The sequence below is a fragment of the Streptomyces sp. NPDC031111 genome, assembly GCF_055570675.1.
The window spans coordinates 1-20,846 of record NZ_JBVIGS010000045.1; the positions used below are offsets into that span (position 1 = coordinate 1).

Genomic DNA, 20,846 nt, shown 5'->3' on the forward strand with positions numbered 1-20,846 from the left:
CCCCCCCCCCCCCCCCCCCCCCCCCCCCCCCCCCCCCCCCCCCCCCCCCCCCCCCCCCCCCCCCCCCCCCCCCCCCCCCCCCCCCCCCCCCCCGCGCCGTTTTCAGGGGCGCGGGCGGCGGCGCCGGTCCGGATCGAGGAGCTGCACGGCGATCCCCGAGAGGACCAGACCCGCCGCGATGAGCAGACCGTCGGGGACGGCGATGCCCGCGGCCAGCAGGACGACGCCGACGGCCAGCGCCCACCAGGCGCTCGTGCGGCGGTACTCGCGGGGACGGGCCGGACGGCCCTCGGACAGCGAGCGGGCGAAACGGGGGTCCTCGTGTTCGAGACGGGCCGCGAGATCGACCAGGCGCTCGTCGTCGGACTGGGACACGGCTCCTCCTTCCCAGGGGGCGGCCGCCCGGTGACACCGCCGACGGCCGGCTCCGTGACGCCGGTGAGAAACAGGGTGAACCGTCGGCCTGCCGCGAACTCGGCCCGGTACCAAGGAGTTTGCCCGTGGACCGACCTCGTCACCCGCGCGCCGCGAAGACACCAGCGTCGCCCGCCGCGCACGCCCGGGGCCATCCGTCGCGGGCCCCATCCGCCCTGGGGGCCGCGACGTACGCGGGGCCCCGGGTCGGCCGGGCACCGGGGCGAAAATGGGGGCTGTCACCGATGGCGCGAGGCCCCTCCGACACACAGGCTGGGGATGACGGCCCGCGCCCGCGCCCCCGGACCGCGGGCCGTCGGGCTCCCGCCGCACACGGGGAGCCCATGGCGAGCGGCCGACGGCGAGGAGGCGGTACGGGGTGCCTCTGTTCTGGCGGATCTTCCTGCTGAACGCCGTCGTGCTCATCGTGGCCACGGCCCTGCTGCTGGGACCCGTCACTGTGTCCACCCCGGTCCTGCTCACCGAGGCCGCGGTCCTCACCGTGGGACTCGCCGCCATGCTCGTCGCCAACGCCCTGCTGCTCCGCGTCGGCCTCGCCCCGCTGCAACGCCTCACCCGGGCCATGACCACGACCGACCTGCTCCGCCCGGGGCACCGCCCCGCGGTCGGCGGGCGCGGCGAGATCGCCGAGCTGATCACCACGTACAACACCATGCTCGACCGCCTGGAGGACGAACGCGCCACCAGCAGTGCCCGCGCCCTGTCCGCCCAGGAGGCCGAGCGCCGTCGCGTCGCCCGGGAACTGCACGACGAGGTCGGCCAGTCGCTGACCGCCGTACTGCTCCAGCTCAAGCGTGCGGCCGATCACGCTCCGCCCGAGGTGGGTGAGGAACTGCGGCAGGCGCAGGAGACCACCCGGGCCGGTCTGGAGGAGATCCGGCGCATCGCCCGCCGGCTGCGCCCCGGTGTGCTGGACGAGCTCGGGGCGGCCAGCGCGCTCAAGGCCCTCGCCACCGAGTACGCCGGCCACGGTCTGAGCGTCCGGCACCGCCTCGACGCGGACCTGCCCGAGCTGGACCGGGAGACCGAACTGGTCATCTACCGGGTCGCGCAGGAGGGCCTCACCAACGTCGCCCGCCACGCCCGCGCCCGCCGCGCCGAACTCGCCCTGTGCCGCGTGCCCGGCGGTGTGGAACTGCGCGTCCGGGACGACGGCCGGGGCATCGGCGCCGCGCCGGAGGGCGCGGGCATCCGCGGGATGCGGGAACGCGCCCTGCTCGTCGGCGCCCGGCTGACCGTGGACCCGGCCGCCGGCGGCGGTACCGAGGTGCGCCTGGCCGTTCCCGTCCCCGCCCGTTTCCCCGCGCACGCCCTCGTTCCCGTACGGGGGTCCGTGTCCGCGCACGCCCCGCCGCCGTGACCGACGTCCCTCGACCGGAAACGCTGAACATGACCGACCCGGCCCCCACCCGCATCCTGCTCGCCGACGACCACGCGCTGGTCCGCCGGGGCGTTCGCCTCATCCTGGACGGCGAACCGGACCTGACCGTCGTGGCCGAGGCCGCCGACGGTGCCGAAGCCCTCGAACAGGCCCGCGAGCACCGGCCCGACCTGGCCATCCTCGACATCGCGATGCCCCGCCGGACCGGCCTCCAGGCGGCCCGCGAACTCTCCCGCACCCTGCCGGAGACCCGCATCCTCATCCTGACCATGTACGACAACGAGCAGTTCTTCTTCGAGGCCCTCGCCGCCGGTGCCTCGGGCTACGTCCTGAAGTCCGTCGCCGACCGCGACCTCGTCGAGGCGTGCCACGCCACCATGCGCGGCGAGCCCTTCCTCTATCCCGGCGCCGTCAACGCCCTCATCCACCACTACCTCGACCTGGCGCGGGAGGGCCGCACCCCGCCGGCCAAGGCGATCACCGACCGCGAGGAGGAGATCCTCAAACTCGTCGCCGAGGGCCACACCTCGCAGCAGATCGCCGGGCTCCTGGTGATCAGCCCCAAGACGGTCGAGCGGCACCGCGCCAACCTGCTGGCCAAGCTCGGCCTCCGGGACCGCCTGGAACTCACCCGGTACGCCATCCGCGTCGGGCTGATCGAGCCCTGAACCGGGGCACCGGTCCGCCGTTCCTGTTGTCAGACTGGACCCGCACAGGCCCGCCCGCCCCACCCGGAGTAGGAAACGATGCCCCACCCCTACGTCCTGCTGTCCGCCGCCGTCTCCCTCGACGGCTACCTGGACGACACCGGCCCCGAGCGGCTGCTGCTGTCCGGCCCGGCCGACTTCGACCGGGTCGACGAGGTGCGGGCGTCCGTGGACGCCATCCTGGTCGGCGCCGGCACGATCCGCGCCGACAATCCGCGGCTGCTGGTCAACTCGCCGGAGCGGCGCGCCGCCCGTCTCGCCGGGGGCCGGGCCGAGTACCCGCTCAAGGTCACCGTCAGCGGCTCCGGCGAGCTGGACCCGGCGGCCCGGTTCTGGCACACCGGCGGTGAGAAGGTCCTCTACACCACCGACAAGGGCGCCGAGCGGGCCCGCGCCCTCGGCCTCGCCGCCGACGTCGTCCCGCTCGGCACCGAACTCGACTGGCGACGGCTCCTGGCGCATCTGCACGCCGTGCGCGGTGTGCGGCGGCTCATGGTCGAGGGCGGCGGACTGATCCACACCCAGCTGATCACCCAGGGCCTCGCCGACGAGCTCCAGCTGGTCGTGGCCCCGCTGTTCGTCGGCGACCCGGAGGCGCCCCGCCTCTTCGGTCCCGGCTCCTACCAGGGCGGCAGGCTGCGGCTGGTGGAGACCCGCCCGGTCGGCGACGTGGTCCTGATGCGCTACGAGCCCACCGCGCCCGGCACCGGCCCGCTGCCCTCCGCCGCCGACCACCACTGGCTGGCCCTCGCCTGCGAGCTGGCCACCCTGTGCCCGCCCTCGGAGACGGCGTTCAGCGTGGGCGCGGTCGTGGTGGCCGCCGACGGCACGGAGCTGGCGCGCGGCCACTCCCGGGAGGGTGCGGACCCCGTGGTGCACGCGGAGGAGGCCGCGCTCGCCAGGACCGACCCCACGGACCCCCGGCTCGCCACCGCCACCGTCTACTCCAGCCTGGAGCCCTGCGCCCGCCGCGCGTCCCGGCTGGCGCCCTGCGCCCGGCTGATCCTGGACGCGGGGGTACGGCGGGTGGTCACGGCCTGGCGCGAGCCGGACACCTTCGTGCCCGGCGCCGACGGCAGCGGCGTGCTGGAGGCCGGGGGCGCCAGCGTCGTGCTCCTGCCCGAGCACGAGGACCGCGCCAAGGCGCCGAACAGCCACCTCCTCCGCGGCTGAGGAGGCCCCGCCGGTAATGGGTGTGCGGCGTGTCCCGCGCATGGCGTACACTGGTCCTACCGACGCGGGGTGGAGCAGCTCGGTAGCTCGCTGGGCTCATAACCCAGAGGTCGCAGGTTCAAATCCTGTCCCCGCTACTGAAGCCGAGGGCCGGAATCCGAAATGGATTCCGGCCCTCGGTGTTTTCCCACCCGAACCCCCACCCTCACTGACCGTGAGCGATCCACCCCGCAGCGCATAACAACTGACACACCGTCAGGAATCATCCGTCACGTGAGATGCGGTCAACTCGCCCGTTTTTGACCGCCCGTGGCGCTTACGTCCACGCGAAAATCGTTAATGATCAAGAGGAACGGCTTGGAATCCAGCCCTCGCGTCTATTAACGTTCGATAACGCAGCGCGGTCGTCCCAGCCGTCACAGAAGTCGGCTCCGTGCGCACGCGCCGAATCCCGCAAGGGAACCGGGGAACCACCACCATGGGGTGAATCGCGTGGATACCGCCGTGGAAACACGGCTCGTATACGCGCGTAGGAGACCTTCCCGCTCCGAACCCGTCAGCTAACCCGGTAGGCGAAGACGGAAGGAAAGGAGTACGCCCACGTGGCGTCCAACCCGCCTGCCCCCGAGGCCCCGTTCAAGCCGAGCGACACCTTCGCCTACGGCGGCACCCGCACCGACGAGGGCCCCTTCGAGGAGTGGAACCCCACCGCGGATTCCATCCGCCCCGTACGGGGCCGGCACCGCGTCTCCAAGCAGCGCGGCGGAGGACTCGCCCGCAGCTCCACCGTCCTGGGTGTCGGTGTCATAGCGGCCGTCGGCGCGGGCGGCATGGCCACCGCGCAGACCGGCAAGCCCCCGGTCTCGATCTCCGTGCCGGACCTTCCGAACGTGGGTTCCCTCCTCTCCGACGAGGAAACGCCCAAGGGCTCGGCCACCCCGCTCAGCGACATCGGCGTGACCACCGCCGACACCGAGCAGGGCGCCGACGCCGGCGAGGCGCTGCGCGCCCGGATCATGGCCCAGGTCGAGCAGCAGCAGGTCCAGGCCGAGGCCAAGGCCGAGGCGGAGGCCGTCGCCGCCGCCGAGAAGGCGGCCGCCGAGGCCGCCGCCAAGGCGGAGAAGGAGGCCAAGGCCAAGGCCGAGGCCGCCAAGGAGAAGGCGGAGGAGGAGGCCAGGAAGAAGGCCGAGGCCGAGCGCCTCGCCGAGCTGGCCAAGCAGTACGCGCTGCCGACCTCCTCGTACACCCTCAGCTCGACGTTCGGTCAGGCCGGCGCCTACTGGTCGTCCGGCCAGCACACCGGCCTCGACTTCGCCGCCCCCACGGGCACGCTGATCAAGGCGGTCCACACCGGCACGATCACCTCCGCCGGCTGGGACGGCTCCTACGGCTACAAGACCGTGCTCACCCTCGACGACGGCACCGAGATCTGGTACGCCCACCAGTCCTCCATCAGCGTCAGCGTCGGCCAGAAGGTCAACACCGGCGATGTGATCGGCCGCGTCGGCTCCACCGGCAACTCCACCGGGGCCCACCTCCACCTCGAGGTCCACCCCGACGGCTCCGCCTCGGGCATCGACCCGCTGGCCTGGCTGCAGGGCAAGGGCCTCAGCGTCTGAGCCTCCCGGCTCCCACTCCCTGAATTCCGGCAGTCCCGACGACGACCCCCCGACGTCAGGGCTGCCGGTCAGGTGTTTTCGGGGACGGTGCGCGACGGGACCCGTCAGGGCCGGTGGGTGTTCGGGTCGTACACCCCGTACGGATGCCCGTACCCGTGGCCCCCGTATCCGTGGCCCGCGTACCCGTGGCCCCCGTATCCGTGGCCCGCGTACCCGTGGCCCCCGTACACCGCCCACGGCGCCGCGGTGACCGGAACCGGAGGCGCGATGACACGGGCCGCGTGTTCCAGGGCCGGCCGGGCCGCCGCCCGCCGGTGCCACAGCTCCAGCAGCAACTCGCGCTCCCGCGTGACGAAGTCCGTCCCCGCCCGTCCGAGCCGCCCCCGGTGCCGCAGGAAGGCCAACGAGGTCGCGTACGCCTCGTACTCGGCGACCGACCGGGCCACCGCCCTCCCGCCGTACCGGCGCGCGTACTGCCGGGCGATGCGCCGCGCCCGCATCGAGCCCAGGGCGAACGGCTCCGCCGGGGTGAGCCACCCGGCGGCCGAGTACGCGGGCAGTTCCGCCCGCACGGTCCGCAGCTCACGCTGCCGCGTCCACACCACCAGCCAGGTCAGCAGCCCGAACGCCGGCACCATGAACGCCGCGTACACCGCGAAGAAGCCGTACTGGCCGAGCGTCGAGGAACCGTTCCACAGCGCGTGCATGCCCATCGCGAGGACCAGCCCGCCGGCCGGCAGCAGCACCCGCCGGACCCGCTGCCGGTCGGTGGACAGCGCGGCGATGCCGAAGCCGATGCCGGTGAGCACGGTGAACAGGGGGTGCGCGAACGGCGACATCACGATGCGCACGAAGAAGGTGGCCGCGGTGACCGAGGCGATGCCGCTGTCGCCGGTGAGCTGGTCGGTGCCGAAGGCGGTGCCGAGGTAGAGGATGTTCTCGGTGAACGCGAATCCGGTGGCGGTGACCCCGGCTATCACCACGCCGTCGAGGATCCCGGTGAAGTCGCGTCTGCGGAACAGGAACACCAGCAGGACGGCCGCGGCCTTCGCGGACTCCTCCACGACCGGCGCTATGACGGTCGCCCCGAGGGTGTCGGCGCCGGTCGGGTCCGCGGTCGCCGTGGCTATCCACTGCGTGGCGAAGCTGTTCGCGACGATCGCTATCAGCGCCGCCGCGCAGGCACCCCAGGCGAACGAGAACAACAGATTCCGCCAGGGGCCCGGCTCGACCCGGTCCAGCCACCGGAAGGCGGCGACGAGCAGCGGCACCGGCAGAACGGCCAGACCCAGACCGACCAGGAACCCCTGGGTCCCGGTCTGCTCCCGCACCAGCGCCAGGATCACCAGCCCGGACAGGGTGAGCAGCGTGATCAGCGCGCCGTACCGCACCCAGGGCCGCTGCCACCAGTGCGCATGCCGCGGCGCTCCGCCGGAGGACGCTCCGGGACGCGCCGGGTACGGAGGGCTGGTGGCCACGGGATCGACCCTAACGAGGCGGGGCTGGATCAGGCTCGGTCTTCCGCCTGCTCGTCCTGCGATACGCGGCGGAAGAGCAGGTCGTTCACCACATGACCCTTCTCCAGTCCCTGCCCCTCGAAACGGGTGAGCGGCCGGAAGCCGGGACGCGGCGCGAAACCGCCGTCGGCGCGGGTGTTCTCGAAGTCGGGGTGCCCGGTGAGCACCTCCAGCATCTGCTCCGCGTACGGCTCCCAGTCGGTGGCGCAGTGCAGCACCGCACCGGGTGCCAGGCGGGTCGCGGCGAGGGTGAGGAACTCCGGCTGGATCAGCCGCCGCTTGTGGTGCCGCTTCTTCGGCCAGGGGTCGGGGAAGTAGACGCGCAGCCCGCCGAGGGAAGCGGGGGCGAGCATCTCGCGCAGGAGGATGATCGCGTCGCCGTTGCCGACCCGTACGTTGGTCAGCCCGAGCTGGTCGGCGAGGTTGAGCAGATTGCCCTGGCCGGGGGTGTGGACGTCCACGGCGAGGATGTTGGTGGCCGGGTCGGCGGCGGCCATCGCGGCGGTCGCCTCGCCCATGCCGAAGCCGATCTCCAGGACGACGGGGTTGTCGTTGCCGAAGAACTCGGCGAGGTCGAGCCGTTCACGGCCGTCGATGTCGAAGCCCCAGGCCGGCCACAGCCGCTGGAGCGCGTCCGCCTGTCCGGCGGTCACCCGGCTGCGACGCGGCTGGAAACTGCGGATCCGCCGCTCGAAGTGCGACCCGGCGGGGTCGGCCTTCGGGCCGTCCGGAAACCGGGGCTCCCCCTTGGCCCGGGTATGGCGGACGGACTCCCCGGCCGTGTGCGGCGAGTCCTGGCCGGGAACGGAACGGAGGGCTTCGGAGGCGTTGGCGGTGTCAGACACAGTGCCTCCGATTTTACGGGGCCCGGGCCGGGAACCCGGCGCGGAATCCGGGAGCCCCTGGACGAGGGCCGACAGGAGCCCTGCCTCGGACCACCGTCGGCGGCGGAGCGCCTTGTCGGCCGTCGGCATGACCGACGCCTGCCGCACGGCGGGCCGTGCTGCCCGGCGCGTGGGGGCGCCTCCCCCGAAGGAGCGCGGGACTGCATCGCGGTCCGGCCCCGCCGCGCGGGCGCGACCAACCGCCAGGGGCGCGGGGAACTGCGCGACAAGCCACAACGAACCTGCACCCACGGACGACGCACAGCCCCCCGCTTTCGGCTTCGGTCCGGGGTGCTGCCCCGCAGGAAGGGGGAGCGGGGGTCTCCGCCCGCGTGGTCGTCCACCTGACGCGCCGGCCGCCGTCAGCGGCCCGCTTCCGTCAGTGTCGTCAGGGCTCGGCGGGCGACCTCGCGTCCGATCGGCAGTGATGCCGTCGCCGCCGGTGAGGGGGCGTTCAGCACGTGCACCGCGCGGGCGGTCTCCTGGATCAGGAAGTCGTCGACCAGGGTGCCGTCCCGCAGCACCGCCTGGGCCCGTACCCCGGCCGGCGCCGGCACCAGGTCGTCCTCCCGCACGGCGGGCAGCAGCCGCCGTACCGCCCAGGTGAAGGCCTCCTTGGACAGCGAGCGGTGCAGCTCGCCGGTGCCGTACCGCCAGTGGCGGCGGGCCAGGTGCCAGGAGCCCGGCCAGGCCAGGGTCGCGCCCAGCTCGCGCGGACGCACCGTGCGCCAGTCGTAGCCCTCGCGGGCCGCCGCCGGCACCGCGTTGGGGCCGACGTGGACACCGCCGTCGATGCCCCGGGTGAGGTGGACCCCGAGGAAGGGGAACGCCGGGTCGGGCACCGGATAGACCAGGCCGCGCACCAGCTCCGGCCGGGCCAGCTCGTAGTACTCGCCGCGGAACGGCACGATCCGGGCGCCGGGGTCGTCGCCGGTGCGGCGGGCGATCTCGTCGCAGTGCAGACCCGCGCAGTTCACCAGGACCCGCCCGCGGACGACGTCGCCGCCGGCCGTCAGCACGGCGACTCCCCGGTCGGGGCGGCGGTCGACACGTATCACCCGCGCTCCGTAGCGGATCTCCGCGCCCGACGCCTCCGCGGCCTCCGCGAGCCGGCGGGCGACCGCGCCGAAGTCGCAGATGCCGGTGGTGCCGACATGGATGGCCGCCAGACCGTCCACCTCGGGCTCGTACTCCGCGATCTGCGCGCCGCTCAGTTCGCGGACCGCGATGCCGTTCTCCCGGCCGCGCTGGACCAGGGCGTGCAGCCGGGGCAGCTCCTCGCGCTCCGTGGCGACGATCAGCTTGCCCGTCACGGCGTGCGGGATGTCGTACTCGGCGCAGAACTTGACCATCTCCGCGGCGCCCCGCACCGCGTACTGTGCCTTCAGCGAGCCGGGGCGGTAGTAGACGCCGCTGTGGATGACGCCGCTGTTGCGGCCCGTCTGGTGCCGGGCGGGACCGGGCTCCTTCTCCAGCACCGTGACCCGCGTGCCCGGCGCCGCACGGGTGAGCGCGTACGCCGTGGACAGGCCCACGATCCCGCCGCCGATCACCAGCACGTCGCAGTCGTACGACCGCACCGACACCCGCACCACCTCCCGGTTCCGATAGTGCACTGCGCCACTGACAATGCCTTCAAACCCGGGAGCCGCCCCTTCCGGCCGGTGCCGTCGCCGCCGTCATGCCGTGGTCATCAGCAGCGGGCGGGCGCGCTCGCGCAGTTCGACCACGCGGGGTTCGTCACCGTAGGGCTCCAGACGGTGCAGGAGGTCCTTGACGTACTCCGTGGTGCGGGCGGACGAGATGCGGCCCGCGACCTCCACCGCGCGGACGCCCTGTTCGCAGGCCGCGTCCAGATTGCCGGACTCCAGTTCGGCGACCGCCGAGACGACGAGCCGCAGCCCGTGCGAGCGCACGAACTCCTCCGTCGGCCTGGACAGCGCCTGCTCGGTGAAGCGGCGGACCTGGCGGGGCGCCTTCAGGTCGCGGTAGCACTCCGCGGCGTCGGCGGCGAAACGGTCGTAGGAGTAGAAGCCGAGCCACGTCGGGTCGCTGTCGCCCGGCCGGGAGCGCTCCAGCCAGCTCTCCGCCGACTTCAGCGCGGCGCCGGCCGCCTGGGCGTCACCCGCGCGTGCGTGCGCGCGTGCCTCGACGAGGCGGAAGAAGCTCAGGGTGCGGGCGGTGGCCAGGCCCCGGTTGCGTTCGAGCGCGGCCTGGGCGAGGTCCACGCCCTCGTCGCCGAAGCCGCGGTAGGTCGCCTGGAGGGACATGGAGGCCAGCACATAGCCCCCGAGGGGCACGTCGGCCGCCGCACGGGCCAGACGCAGGGCCTGGATGTAGTAGCGCTGGGCGGCCTCCTGCTGGCCGGTGTCGAAGGCCATCCAGCCGGCGAGGCGGGTGAGTTCGGCCGCCGCGCCGAAGAGGGAGCGGCCGACGTCGTCGGAGTAGGAGCCGAGCAGCAGCGGGGCCGCCTCGACGCGCAGGCATTCGGGAACCATCGACGAACGCCAGTCCCCTCCGCCGTACTTGGAGTCCCAGCGCCGGGCGTCCTCGGCGGCCTCCCGTAGTTTCCGCACATCGCTGTGGCCGACTTTGAGCGGTGCGCCGGAGCCGTCGGCCGGGTTCGCCTCGCGCGCCACCGAGCTGTCGGCCGGGGTTATCAGCCAACGCGAGGCGGGCGTTGCGTATGCGCTCACTGCGAACGATCCGGCGAGCGACTGCCAGATGCCGCCCGATCCGGCCCTGCGGCCGGCGAGGTCCAGCCGGTACAGCTCCGTCGCGGAGCGCACCGCCTGTCCCACGTCCCGGGGGAAGGCGAGGCCCACCTCGGGTGCGGGGTCCGCGTCCGCCAGGCCGATCTCGTGGAGCGGCACAGGACGGCCCAGCTTCTGGCCGATGGCGGCGGCGATCAGGTGCGGAGCCGCACCTTGCGGCACCATGCCCTTCGACACCCAGCGCGCCACCGACGTCTTGTCGTAGCGAAGCGTCAGTCCTCGCTGGGCGCCAAGGTCGTTGACGCGCCGCGCGAGGCCCGCGTTGGAGATTCCCGCGAGGGCGAGAACGGCGCCGAGCTTTTCGTTCGGCCCGCGTTGCTCCCTGGACATGCGCCACCCCTCGACACAGACGGCTGCCGCGCTGGCATAACCACGCGGCATTCGTAAACCCAGCGTAGTTCGCCGCATCCCAAGCGTTAAGGGGCATTCTTCCGGATGGCGGGATTGTGGTCCGTACTGAAGTACGGGTCCGATACGCGCAGTTGCGGCGTGCTCCCGGTGTGTGGCCGTGCGCCCGTGCGTGCGCTCTTCTCCGGCCATCACGGGAGCGGTTCCATGGTCGTTGCGTGGGTCGGCCCGCTGTACTGGATCCAGTGGGCTGGGGGACACCGCCGCCTACATCCCCGCGGGTGGCGGAACGGTCCGGGAGGCGAGCCTCGTCTCCCGGGCCGCGCGACCGCCCAGCGGTGCGCAGAGCCTGTACGGAGCGTGTTCGAGACTGGCCTCACCGCTTCGATTTGGCTGAAAATCGACCCAGGCTGTTCCCGGGGTATCAGCGCTTCTACCACGGCAGTTGACGGCGCGTTGGAGGTTTTGGGGGCGCGCTGTGGGGGCGCATTCGCGTCGCGGCAGCGTGGCCGGTCGAACGGCGCCGATACGGTGACCGCTCTGTGGCGGGCGCCCGTCCGGGGCGGGCGGATGGATCCGCCGGGGCGCATTCGACGGAGCACATACGGCTCCGGCACCCCTACCGAGCGCCTCCTTCATGGCAGCATGGGGAACCGGTTCGTACGGTGCACTGGTTGTCCACAGTCTGTGGAGGCGCGATGCGGTGGTTGGTGGGATGGAGCAGCACCGCCGCGGGAGCCATGGGGTTCGGACCCAACGGCTCCGCCGGCGCCACCGGGGTCGACGGCGAGACCGTGCACCCCGTCGGATCCCAGCTGCTGTGGGGCGACCCCGACCCGCTGTGGGCGGTCGGCGACTGGCGCCCCGACGAGGTGCGGGTGGTCAAGGCCGACGAACAGACCCGGATCGCCGTCCTCGGCACCTGCGGCGCCACCGACGAACAACTCCGCGTCGCGCTGTTCGCCGCGCGGGGCGGGGCACTGCGGCATCTGACCGCCTGGCCCGGGAGCTACACCGCCGTCGTGCGGGTGGGCCGCCGGATCACCGTCTGCGGCGACCTCGCGGGCGCCCGGCCCGTGTTCCACACCCCCTGGGCGGGCGGTACGGCCTACGCCACCGCCGCGCTGCCGCTCGCCGACCTCATCGAGGCCAACCTCGACTTCGGGCACCTCGCCGCGCTGCTCGCCGCGCCCGATGTGCCGGCCGCGCTGTACGACTCCACCCCGTACGACGGCGTGAAGCGCGTTCCGCCGGGGCACGCGCTGATCCTTCGCGCGGGGGCGCGCGAGATCGCCGGGTACGAACCCGTCGCCTCGCTCGCCGTCGCCGCCCCGCCGGCCGACCCCGACCACGCGGTGGACGCCGTACGGGACGCGCTGGTGGAGGCCGTACGCACCCGGCTGGCCGCGCCCCGGCACGTTCCCGGAGCCGATGTCGATCCCGGGCCCGTGCCGGGGATGGGGCCCGCCGAACGGCGGGCGGCTCGCGGGATTCCGGTGCCGGGGATCGGAGCCGATCTGTCCGGCGGGCCGGCCTCCGGGGCACTCGCCCTCCTGGCCGCGGGGCTGCCCGGGATGCCGGGGACCGTGCTGGGGCACGGCACGGGAGCGGGGGAGCGGCTGCTGGCCGTCACCTTCAACGACCTCGCGGGCGGGGGCGCGGCGGGCGGACGGGACGACGAGGAACTGGAGCGGGCGGGGGCGCTGGCGGCGAACCCGCGGTTGCACCACGTGGTGGTGGCGGGCGGGGAGGACACCCTGCCCTATGTCGAGCTGGACGGGCCGCTGACCGACGAACCCGGGCCCTCGCTGGTGTCGGCGGCGCGGCATCGGGCGCGACTGGCGGCGGGCAGCGCGGACCACTTCACGGGGTACGGGGCGAAGCAGGTGCTCGACGCGCACCCGGCGCGGCTGGCCGATCTGCTGATGGACCGCAAGCGGCGGCATCTGGTGCGGCCGGTCGCGGCTCTGGCGAAGGCCGACGGGTCCGTGATGGTTCCCGCGCGGGTGTACGCGGCCGCCCGGCGGCTGGCGCGCACGCCGTACCGGGTGGGCCTGGAGTCCCTCGCGGAGCGGCTGCTGCACCGGCGGCTGGACGACGACGGGCCCGGGGGCGCCGCGGATGCCTCGCTGGCCGCGCTGACCTGGGGCAGACCCGGGCCGGCGGCGCGCTGGCTGACCGGGGAGGCACTGGCTGAAGTATCGGTTCGCCTCCAGGCGTCGACGCGGCGGTCCGAGGTGGTGCCCGGGCAGCGGCCCGGGGACTTCCGGGCGCGGGCGGCGCTGGCCCGGCACGCGGCGGATCTGCGGGTGCTGGAGCAGGCGGCGGAGATCCGGTCCCAGCGGCTGCACGCGCCGTTCCTCGACAACCAGGTCGTACGGGCGTGCCGGGCGCTGCCGGAGGCGCTGCGGGTGCAGCCGGGGGCGCGGGCGTCGATCCTGCGGTCGGTGCTGGAGGGGGCGGGGGTGCGGGAACTGCCGGCGGGGTGGGGGGTGCCGGGCGCCGCCACGTCCGGGGTCGCGGCGCGCACCGGGTTGCGGGTGGCGGCGGACTCGCTGGTGGCGCTGTTCGACACGCCGCTGCTGGCGGAGGCGGGGCTGGTCGAGGCGCGGGTGGTGCGGAAGGCGCTGCGGGGTGCGGCGCAGGGAGAGTTGCTGCCGCTGGACGGGCTGGCGGATCTGGTGGCACTGGAGGTGTGGCTGCGGCGTCTGCTGGCCCGCCGTGGCACATGCTGGACGGGCACCCCCGCCCGCCAACGAGCGGTACCAGCCGGAATCGCCCCCCAGCGCGGCGCTTTGGGCGCGGGTGCGGGTGGGCTCCGCTGAGTCCGGTGGGTGGGTCGGGGCCGGGTCGGGGGTGTCCGTCCTCGGACTGGCGCGCATCACGTTTCTTGGAGGGGCTGAGGGCGCGGACGCGCCAGCCACTGCGGGCGGCCACCCCCGCCCCGTCCCCTCCGCGCCGCAGGCGGCAATCCGCCGCCAGGGGCGCGGCCACTGCGTCCCGCCCTCTCCGCGAGCAGCCGCCTGCTGCCCCTCTCCGCAGGCAGTCGTGCCGCGTCCGCCGCTGTCTGCGGACAACCGCCTGGCGCGTCAGCCGCGGCCGCTCGCCGCTCTCCGCGGCCAGCCGCTTGCCCCGCCCGCCGCGGGCAGTCGTGCCGCTGGGGCGATGGGGGTACCTCCCGCTCGAGCGAAGCCGAGAGTGGGGGAGGGTGGGCGCGACGGCACCCCGTAAGCGCCGGCTGCGCAGACACCCCCCGGCCCGCACCAGTGCAGGGCACCCGTACCGCGCCGGGCCCACACCAACACGGGGCGCCCCCAAGCACGTGCACACGGAACCGGTGCGGACGACCACCCCTACGCCGGGCGTGAGCGCAAACCTTCCAGCAGGATGTCCAGCAACCGCGCCGACGCCGCCGCCTGCTGCGCCGCATCCGGCAACGACGGCGCCGCCGTGGCGATCACCAGCAGCACGTCCGACACGGACACATCCGCCCGCAACTCACCCGCCGCCCGCGCCCGCTCCACCAACTGCCCCACGACATCCAGCAGCTCCCCCGCCCCCGCGTCGTCCTCCGGCGAGCCGGCCGAGCCAGCCGAGGCAGCCGCCGGCCCAGCCGGCGCCTCCGGCACCAGCCGCAACTCCCCCGCCCCCTGCGTCCGCTGCTGCGGCAACCGCGCGTGGTCCGACAGACCGTGCTCCTCCGCCACACCCACCCGCAGCACCTGCGGCGGCAGCAGCCGCCCCGCGCCGGAGGCGACCGACGTGCGCAGGAAGCGGGACAGCGCCGACCACGGCTCGTCCTCCTGCCCGAGCGCCGCACGCGCCTGGTCGGTCAGCCGGGAGGTCTCCTCCTCGGCGATCCGCCGCACCAGGACGTCCTTGCTCGGGAAGCGCCGGTACACCGTGCCCACACCGACCCGTGCCCGCCGCGCCACGTCCTCCATCGGCGCGCCGTAGCCCAGCTCGCCGAACACCTCACGCGCGGCCCGCAGCACGTGCTCCAGATTGCGCTGGGCGTCCACGCGCAGCGGTGTCGTGCGCGCCCCGTCCGGGCGTCCACCGCCGGTGGGCGCGTTCATCGTGGCGCCGGACGCGAGAGCGGAAGACCAATGAGAATCCTGAACATGCATACGCTTCCCCCGGTAATGACGTCTCCCCCCGGAGACTTCTCCCCGCCATTGATGGCCGGGGCGTGCGGAACAGGCCCGCCGTATCGATCCCGCCCGTCGCGGTACCGATGAGCGCATCCCCCTACACCCCATCGACACACGAACATAGTTGAGAGGGAGTCAATTCAGAAGGGGCAGGTTCCGCACGGAGCGCCCCTCGATCGGAGTACGGGTCGTATACGTCCTGAATGTACCCATGGGTGGAGTGGCACTTACCGCTGTTGACCTGTGGGTATTCCATCAGGGCCGGTGAATCGGCCAACCCGGCGTGCGCCGGAGTCCGGTCACACAATTCGTCGGGGCTGTGGACAAACGCAAGCGGTGGGTGCGTCATGGGATGGTGAAGGAACGTGCGCGCATTCTCGTTGTCGGCGGCGGCTACGTCGGGATGTACACGGCCCTGCGTCTCCAGCGGAAGCTGAAACGGGAACTCGAGCGGGACGAGGCCGAGATCACGGTGGTCACCCCGGATCCGTACATGACGTACCAGCCCTTCCTTCCCGAAGCGGCCGCCGGCGCCATTTCCCCTCGGCATGTCGTCGTACCGCTGCGTCGTGTCCTCGGCCGGTGCCACGTCGTCATCGGCGAGGCCACCGGCATCGACCACGCCAAGCGCACGGCCACCATCGGCACGCTCGCCACCGACGAGGAGGGCACGGGAGGGCGGCAGATCACGTACGACGAACTGGTGCTCGCCCCCGGTTCCGTGTCGCGCACGCTGCCGATCCCCGGCCTCGCCGAGCACGCCATCGGCTTCAAGACGGTGGAAGAGGCCATCGGCCTGCGCAACCACGTGCTGGAGCAGATGGACATCGCCTCCTCCACGCGTGACCCCGCCCTCCGCGACGCCGCCCTGACCTTCGTCTTCGTCGGCGGCGGCTACGCGGGCGTCGAGGCGCTCGGCGAGCTGGAGGACATGGCCCGCTACGCCGCGCGGTACTACCACAACATCCGGCCCGAGGACATGAAGTGGATCCTCGTCGAGGCGTCCGGCCGGATCCTGCCCGAGGTCGGGGAGGAGATGGGGCGGTACACCGTCACCGAACTGCGCCGGCGCAACATCGACGTACGCCTGGAGACACGGCTCGACTCCTGCGCCGACCGGGTCGCCGTGCTCAGCGACGGGTCACGCTTCCCCACGCGTACGGTCGTGTGGACCGCCGGGGTGAAGCCGCACCCCGTGCTCGCGGCCACCGACCTGCCGCTGAACGGGCGGGGGCGGCTGAAGTGCACCGCCGAGCTGGCCGTCGAGGGCGCCGCACACGCCTGGGCCGCGGGGGACGCCGCCGCCGTGCCCGATGTGACCGCGGGGGAGCCGGGGCGGGAGTGCGCCCCCAACGCGCAGCACGCGCTCCGCCAGGCGCGGGTGCTCGGCGACAACGTCGTCCACTCCCTGCGCGGTGAACCGCTGGAGACGTACGCCCACAAGTACGCCGGTTCCGTCGCCTCCCTGGGGCTGCACAAGGGCGTCGCGCAGGTGTACGGGCGCAAGCTCAAGGGCTATCCCGCCTGGTTCATGCACCGGACCTATCACCTCAGCCGGGTTCCGACCTTCAACCGGAAGGCGCGCGTGGCCGCCGAATGGACGCTCGCGGGGCTCTTCAAACGGGAGATCGTCTCCCTGGGGTCACTCGAACATCCCCGGGCGGAGTTCGAACTGGCGGCCGGTGGAAAGCCTTCTCAAGACCCCCCGCACAACCCGAAGGGGTCGTCCTGACCGGACCCAGGAACTCCACCGGCCGGGCCGACGTCTGACGGATGTCGGCCCGGTCGGCACCCTGCCAGACTGGTCCACCACCGCGGGCGGGCCCCCGCCCACCCCGGTGCGGCCCCGGGGCCCCGGCCGGTCCCGGTTTCCGGCCGCCGACAACTACACGAGGCAAGGATTCGTGAACTTCACGCGCTGGAGCGCCCGGCTCCCCGGAACGCAGCGCCGCGCCGCAGCGCGGAACGAGCACACGGTCTCCCCGGACCGGCGGGGAGAGGGCTCCGTGCCCGCCGCCCGCGCCGAACAACTCACCGACGACGTACGGCCCGTCCCCGCCGTCGACGAGCTCGGAGTGCGCGAGGTCCTGGACCGCGTCCCCTACCTCGTCGCCCTGGTCCACGGCCCCGACCACCGCATCGCCTACGTCAACGACGCCTACACGGCGGCCTTCGGCGCCCGCCCGCTCGGCGCCCCCGCCCGCGGAGCCCTGCCCGAGCTCGAGGCACTCGGCCTGCTGCCCCTCCTCGACCAGGTCCTGCGCAGCGGCAAGCCCCGCACGGTGAAGTCCCGCAAGGCCCCCGACGGCCGCTCCTACACGTTCACCTGCACCCCGGTCACCGAGGGCGAGGGCCGCGGGGTGCTGGTCTTCGCCACCGACGTCACCGACCACGCCGAGGCCGCCGAACGCCTGCGCGCCAGCGAGCGCCGTCAGCGCGAGACCGCCGTCACCCTCCAGCGCTCCCTCCTCCCCCAGGAACTGGAGGAGCCCGACGACCTCCGAATCGCCGCCACCTACCACCCCGGCGGCACCGAGGCCGCCGTCGGCGGCGACTGGTACGACGTGATCACCCTGGGCGGCGGCCGCACCGCCCTCGTCATCGGCGACGTCATGGGGCGAGGGGTGCGCGCGGCGGCGGTGATGGGACAGCTCCGTACGGCTGTACGGGCCTACGCGCGGCTCGACCTCCCGCCGCACGAGGTCCTCCAACTGCTCGACGGCCTCGCCATGGAGATCGACGCCAACCAGATCGCCACCTGCGCGTACGCCATCCACGACCCCAACGAGGGCCGCCTGGTGTACGCCTCCGCCGGCCACCTGCCCATCCTGGTCCGCGACGAGAACGGCACCGTCCAGCGCGCCGACGAACCGACCGGCCCCCCGCTCGGCACCGGCGGCTGGATGCACGCCTCCGGCTCCGTCCCCCTGGGCCCCGGCGCCACCGCCGTCCTCTACACGGACGGCCTGGTCGAACGGCGGAACGAGGACCTGGACGAGGGCATCGCCGCCCTGGAGCGCGCCCTCGCCGGGGCGACGGGCGGCCCCCAGGTCGTCTGCGACCGCCTGGTCCGCTCCGCCGGGGTGACCCCGGACCACGACGACGACGTCGCCGTCCTGGTCCTCCAGCACCCCGCCCGCAAGGGAGCGGAGAGCGAACTCTTCCGCAACGCCGCGCTGGAACTGCTCGGCGGCGTGGAGGCGGCCCCACGCGCGCGTGCCTTCGCCTCCGGCGTGCTGACCAGCTGGCGCTTTCCCGTCGAGCTGCACGACCTGGGGGTCCTGGCCACCAGCGAACTGGTCGCCAACTCCCTCCAGCACGGCACACCCCCGATGCGGCTGCGGCTGCGCCGCACCGACCGCCGCCTGATCATCGAGGTCACCGACGGCGACGACCATCTGCCGAGGCGCCGCCGCGCGGAGCCCGGCGACGAGTCCGGCCGGGGCATCGCCATCGTCGCGACGATCGCCTCCCACTGGGGCAGCCGGCGCACCCCGGGCGGCGGCAAGGCGGTCTGGTGCGAGTTCCTGCTGCCGAAGCCCGCCGACTCGTAGCCGTAGCCGTGGGCGTGCGGGGGTGGGGCCGGAGGCGCGTGGCTCAGACGTGCGCCGGAGCCTGCCCCGTCGCCGTGCCACCCTGCACCACCACACGGCTCCGCGCCACCGACGGCTGGTTCTGCACCTCCGTGAGCTGCCGCCCCAGCCGCACCGCCAGAACGGTGATGCCCAGCGAGAACAGCAGGAAGATCACGACGTACGGAGCGTGCAGCGAGGCACCCAGCGGCCCGCCCACCGCCGGACCCACGGCCAGCGCGAGCTGCTTCACCAGGGCGAACGCCGAGTTGTACTGACCCGCCATCCCGGTCGGCGCGAGATCGGCGACCAGCGGCGCGAGCGTCGGCGACAGCATCGCCTCCCCGAGCCCGAACAGCGCGTACGTCGAGATGAACGCGGCGGTCGCCATCGTCTGGCTCCCGTTACCGAGCCCCGCGTACCCGGCCACGACCCACGCCACGGCCCAGATCAGCCCCACGGACGCGATGACGCGCGAGCGCTTGCGCCGCTCCACGAACCGGAGCACCGCGAACTGCGCCACCACGATCATCAGAGTGTTCGCGGCCAGTGCCGTCCCCAGCGCGGAGGTGGAGATTCCGGCGGCCTCGACGCCGTACGCGCTCAGCCCCGACTCGAACTGTCCGTAGCAGGCGAAGAACAGTACGAAGCCCAGCACACAGAGCTGCACCATGGCCCGGTTGCCCAGCAACTGCTTCCAGCTCGCCTTGGCCGACTGCACCGGGGCGCCCTCGACGCGCGGCGCGTGCGGCATCCGGACCGTCGCCATCACCACGACCAGCAGCAGGAACATCGCCGCTTCGAGTGAAAAGAGGAGAGTGAAGGAACCGGCCTCCGTCGGGTCCACGAGGTGACCGCCGATGAGTCCGCCGACGCCGAGACCCAGGTTCTGGAGGAAGAACTGCGTGGCGAACGCCCGCGACCGGGTCTCCGTGGTCGAGCAGTCCACGATCATCGTCGCGAGCGCCGGCTGCATCACCGCCTGGCCGGCACCGAGGGCGGCCGCCGACAACAGGATGGAAGCCGCACCACCCGACAGACCCAGGCTCAGCGCGCCGATCGATGCCGTGACCAGGGCGACGAGCAGCACCGGCAGCGGGCCGCGCCGGACGATCGCCCGTCCGGCGAACGGCAGCACGATCAGCGCCGCCACGGCGAAGACGGCGAGTACGAAACCCGCCGTCATGGCTCCCAGTCCCCGTACCTGCGCCACATAGACGTACAGATACGGGACCGTGAAGCCCAGCCCGAACGCGCTGAGTGCGTTGCCCACGTGGATCCGGCGCATCGCTGCGCCCATCGCCCTGGTCACGTTCACCTCTCTCACAAGTTAGGAGTGAAGACTTAGAAGCTAAAGTTCGATGCTAAAGACTACACATGGAAGGACTTCAAGGCAAAGGAGGGGCGTGCCATACTGCGGCCATGGGCGACACCTCCGGCCTCGGCGAGCCGACACTCGAAGAGCAGATCGCCGCGTACCAGCGCGAGTTCCAGGACCTCGACCCCCAGGTCGAGAAGATCGTCAACGCGCTGTCCCGGCTGAACCGCCGGATGAACGTCGCCTACGGCCGTCAGACCGCCGAGCTCGGCATCACCAATGCCGACTGGGAGGTCCTCAAGGCCCTCGTCCTCTCCGGCGCCCCGTACCGCATGGGCCCCAGCGACCTCGCGAAGCGCCTGGGCCTGACACCGGCCGCGATGACCCACCGCATCGACCGCATGGTCGCCGAGGGTCTGGTCGACCGGGAGCGGGACGAGAGCAACCGGGTCCGCGTGATCGTGGAGCTGACGTCCGCCGGCCGCGAGAAGTGGCTCGAGGCGATGCGGCTCGCCACCGTCTTCGAGGAGGACCTCCTCCAGGACCTCGACCCGGACGAACGGACGGCCCTCGGCGAGATCCTCACCCGCCTCCTGCGCCGGGTGGAGCACGCCCAGCCGGACGCCGGCGGACGTCTCAGCGACCTGGACTGAAAGATCTGGGGAGCGGTGGTTGACAGCCCCCCTGCCGATCCGTAAAGTTCTTCGGGTTGCCACGGGGCCGTAACGGTTCTTCGGCATCACCTTCCGCCGCACACGCGGCACTCAAAACCTCAGCACGACCTCCCAGTGGGAACGATTTCGGCATGCCCGAATTCAATTCCAACCCTCGATTTGGGAAACACGGAGAGAGTCCGCTAAGGTTTGAGACGTCGGAACGGCCCAACGGCCGGGAAGACAAACCCCGCTGACTGGGGGTCAGGTCGAGAAAAAGATCTGATAGAGTCGGAAACACCGAAGGGAAG

General features: G+C 73.1%; 15 protein-coding genes, 1 tRNA gene and 1 riboswitch. Of the genes, 9 read left to right on the plus strand and 7 right to left on the minus strand.

Going from position 1 to position 20,846, the window contains the following annotated elements:
- Positions 1–102 precede the first annotated feature (102 nt).
- Complete coding sequence (locus ACZ470_RS39820) at positions 103–375, minus strand: DUF3040 domain-containing protein (protein WP_468434849.1); 273 nt, start codon at positions 373–375, stop codon at positions 103–105.
- A gap of 418 nt (positions 376–793) precedes the next feature.
- On the opposite strand from ACZ470_RS39820, the gene ACZ470_RS39825 reads away from it, so the two are divergent.
- From ACZ470_RS39825 to ACZ470_RS39845, 5 genes are all read left to right on the plus strand, one after another.
- Positions 794–1,795, plus strand: coding sequence for a HAMP domain-containing sensor histidine kinase (locus ACZ470_RS39825; RefSeq protein ID WP_468434850.1), 1,002 nt, complete (start codon positions 794–796; stop codon positions 1,793–1,795).
- A 29-nt stretch (positions 1,796–1,824) separates the two neighbouring features.
- Positions 1,825–2,484, plus strand: a complete 660-nt coding sequence (locus ACZ470_RS39830; RefSeq protein ID WP_468434851.1) for a response regulator transcription factor — start codon at positions 1,825–1,827, stop codon at positions 2,482–2,484.
- 78 nt (positions 2,485–2,562) lie between these two features.
- Positions 2,563–3,696 carry a dihydrofolate reductase family protein gene (locus tag ACZ470_RS39835; protein WP_468434852.1) on the plus strand — a complete coding sequence of 378 codons (1,134 nt, stop codon included), beginning with the start codon at positions 2,563–2,565 and terminating at the stop codon, positions 3,694–3,696.
- Between the two features lie 63 nt (positions 3,697–3,759).
- Positions 3,760–3,833, plus strand: a tRNA-Met gene (locus tag ACZ470_RS39840).
- Between the two features lie 295 nt (positions 3,834–4,128).
- Positions 4,129–4,286, plus strand: a riboswitch (cyclic di-AMP (ydaO/yuaA leader).
- 12 nt (positions 4,287–4,298) lie between these two features.
- Entirely contained in the window at positions 4,299–5,315 is a 1,017-nt protein-coding gene (locus ACZ470_RS39845) for a M23 family metallopeptidase (RefSeq protein WP_468434853.1), read from the plus strand.
- Between the two features lie 104 nt (positions 5,316–5,419).
- Here the strand turns inward: ACZ470_RS39845 and ACZ470_RS39850 are convergent, their stop codons facing one another.
- From ACZ470_RS39850 to ACZ470_RS39865, 4 genes are all read right to left on the minus strand, one after another.
- Complete coding sequence (locus ACZ470_RS39850) at positions 5,420–6,793, minus strand: PrsW family intramembrane metalloprotease (RefSeq protein WP_468434854.1); 1,374 nt, start codon at positions 6,791–6,793, stop codon at positions 5,420–5,422.
- A gap of 29 nt (positions 6,794–6,822) precedes the next feature.
- Positions 6,823–7,677, minus strand: coding sequence for a tRNA (guanosine(46)-N7)-methyltransferase TrmB (gene trmB, locus ACZ470_RS39855; RefSeq protein ID WP_468434855.1), 855 nt, complete (start codon positions 7,675–7,677; stop codon positions 6,823–6,825).
- Positions 7,678–8,078: 401 nt separating this feature from the next.
- Positions 8,079–9,332: an L-2-hydroxyglutarate oxidase gene (gene lhgO / locus ACZ470_RS39860; protein ID WP_468434856.1), complete on the minus strand. Its 1,254-nt coding sequence runs from the start codon at positions 9,330–9,332 to the stop codon at positions 8,079–8,081.
- 63 nt (positions 9,333–9,395) lie between these two features.
- Entirely contained in the window at positions 9,396–10,820 is a 1,425-nt protein-coding gene (locus tag ACZ470_RS39865) for an MFS transporter (RefSeq protein ID WP_468434857.1), read from the minus strand.
- 716 nt (positions 10,821–11,536) lie between these two features.
- On the opposite strand from ACZ470_RS39865, the gene ACZ470_RS39870 reads away from it, so the two are divergent.
- Positions 11,537–13,663 carry an asparagine synthase-related protein gene (locus ACZ470_RS39870; protein ID WP_468434858.1) on the plus strand — a complete coding sequence of 709 codons (2,127 nt, stop codon included), beginning with the start codon at positions 11,537–11,539 and terminating at the stop codon, positions 13,661–13,663.
- A 528-nt stretch (positions 13,664–14,191) separates the two neighbouring features.
- Here ACZ470_RS39870 and ACZ470_RS39875 read toward each other — a convergent pair.
- Positions 14,192–14,968 (minus strand): TetR/AcrR family transcriptional regulator, encoded by a 777-nt coding sequence (locus tag ACZ470_RS39875; RefSeq protein ID WP_468434859.1) that lies wholly within the window; start codon positions 14,966–14,968, stop codon positions 14,192–14,194.
- Positions 14,969–15,344: 376 nt separating this feature from the next.
- Between ACZ470_RS39875 and ACZ470_RS39880 the strand changes: the two genes are divergently transcribed.
- On the plus strand, positions 15,345–16,724 hold the full coding sequence (locus ACZ470_RS39880) for an NAD(P)/FAD-dependent oxidoreductase (protein WP_468434860.1): 1,380 nt from the start codon (positions 15,345–15,347) through the stop codon (positions 16,722–16,724).
- Between the two features lie 172 nt (positions 16,725–16,896).
- Positions 16,897–18,546 carry a SpoIIE family protein phosphatase gene (locus ACZ470_RS39885; RefSeq protein ID WP_468434861.1) on the plus strand — a complete coding sequence of 550 codons (1,650 nt, stop codon included), beginning with the start codon at positions 16,897–16,899 and terminating at the stop codon, positions 18,544–18,546.
- 43 nt (positions 18,547–18,589) lie between these two features.
- Here ACZ470_RS39885 and ACZ470_RS39890 read toward each other — a convergent pair whose 3' ends face one another.
- Positions 18,590–19,864, minus strand: coding sequence for an MFS transporter (locus ACZ470_RS39890; RefSeq protein WP_468434863.1), 1,275 nt, complete (start codon positions 19,862–19,864; stop codon positions 18,590–18,592).
- Positions 19,865–19,986: 122 nt separating this feature from the next.
- Between ACZ470_RS39890 and ACZ470_RS39895 the strand changes: the two genes are divergently transcribed.
- A complete protein-coding gene (locus ACZ470_RS39895; protein ID WP_468434862.1) occupies positions 19,987–20,535 on the plus strand; it encodes a MarR family winged helix-turn-helix transcriptional regulator in 549 nt (182 codons plus the stop codon).
- The last annotated feature ends 311 nt before the right edge of the window (positions 20,536–20,846 follow it).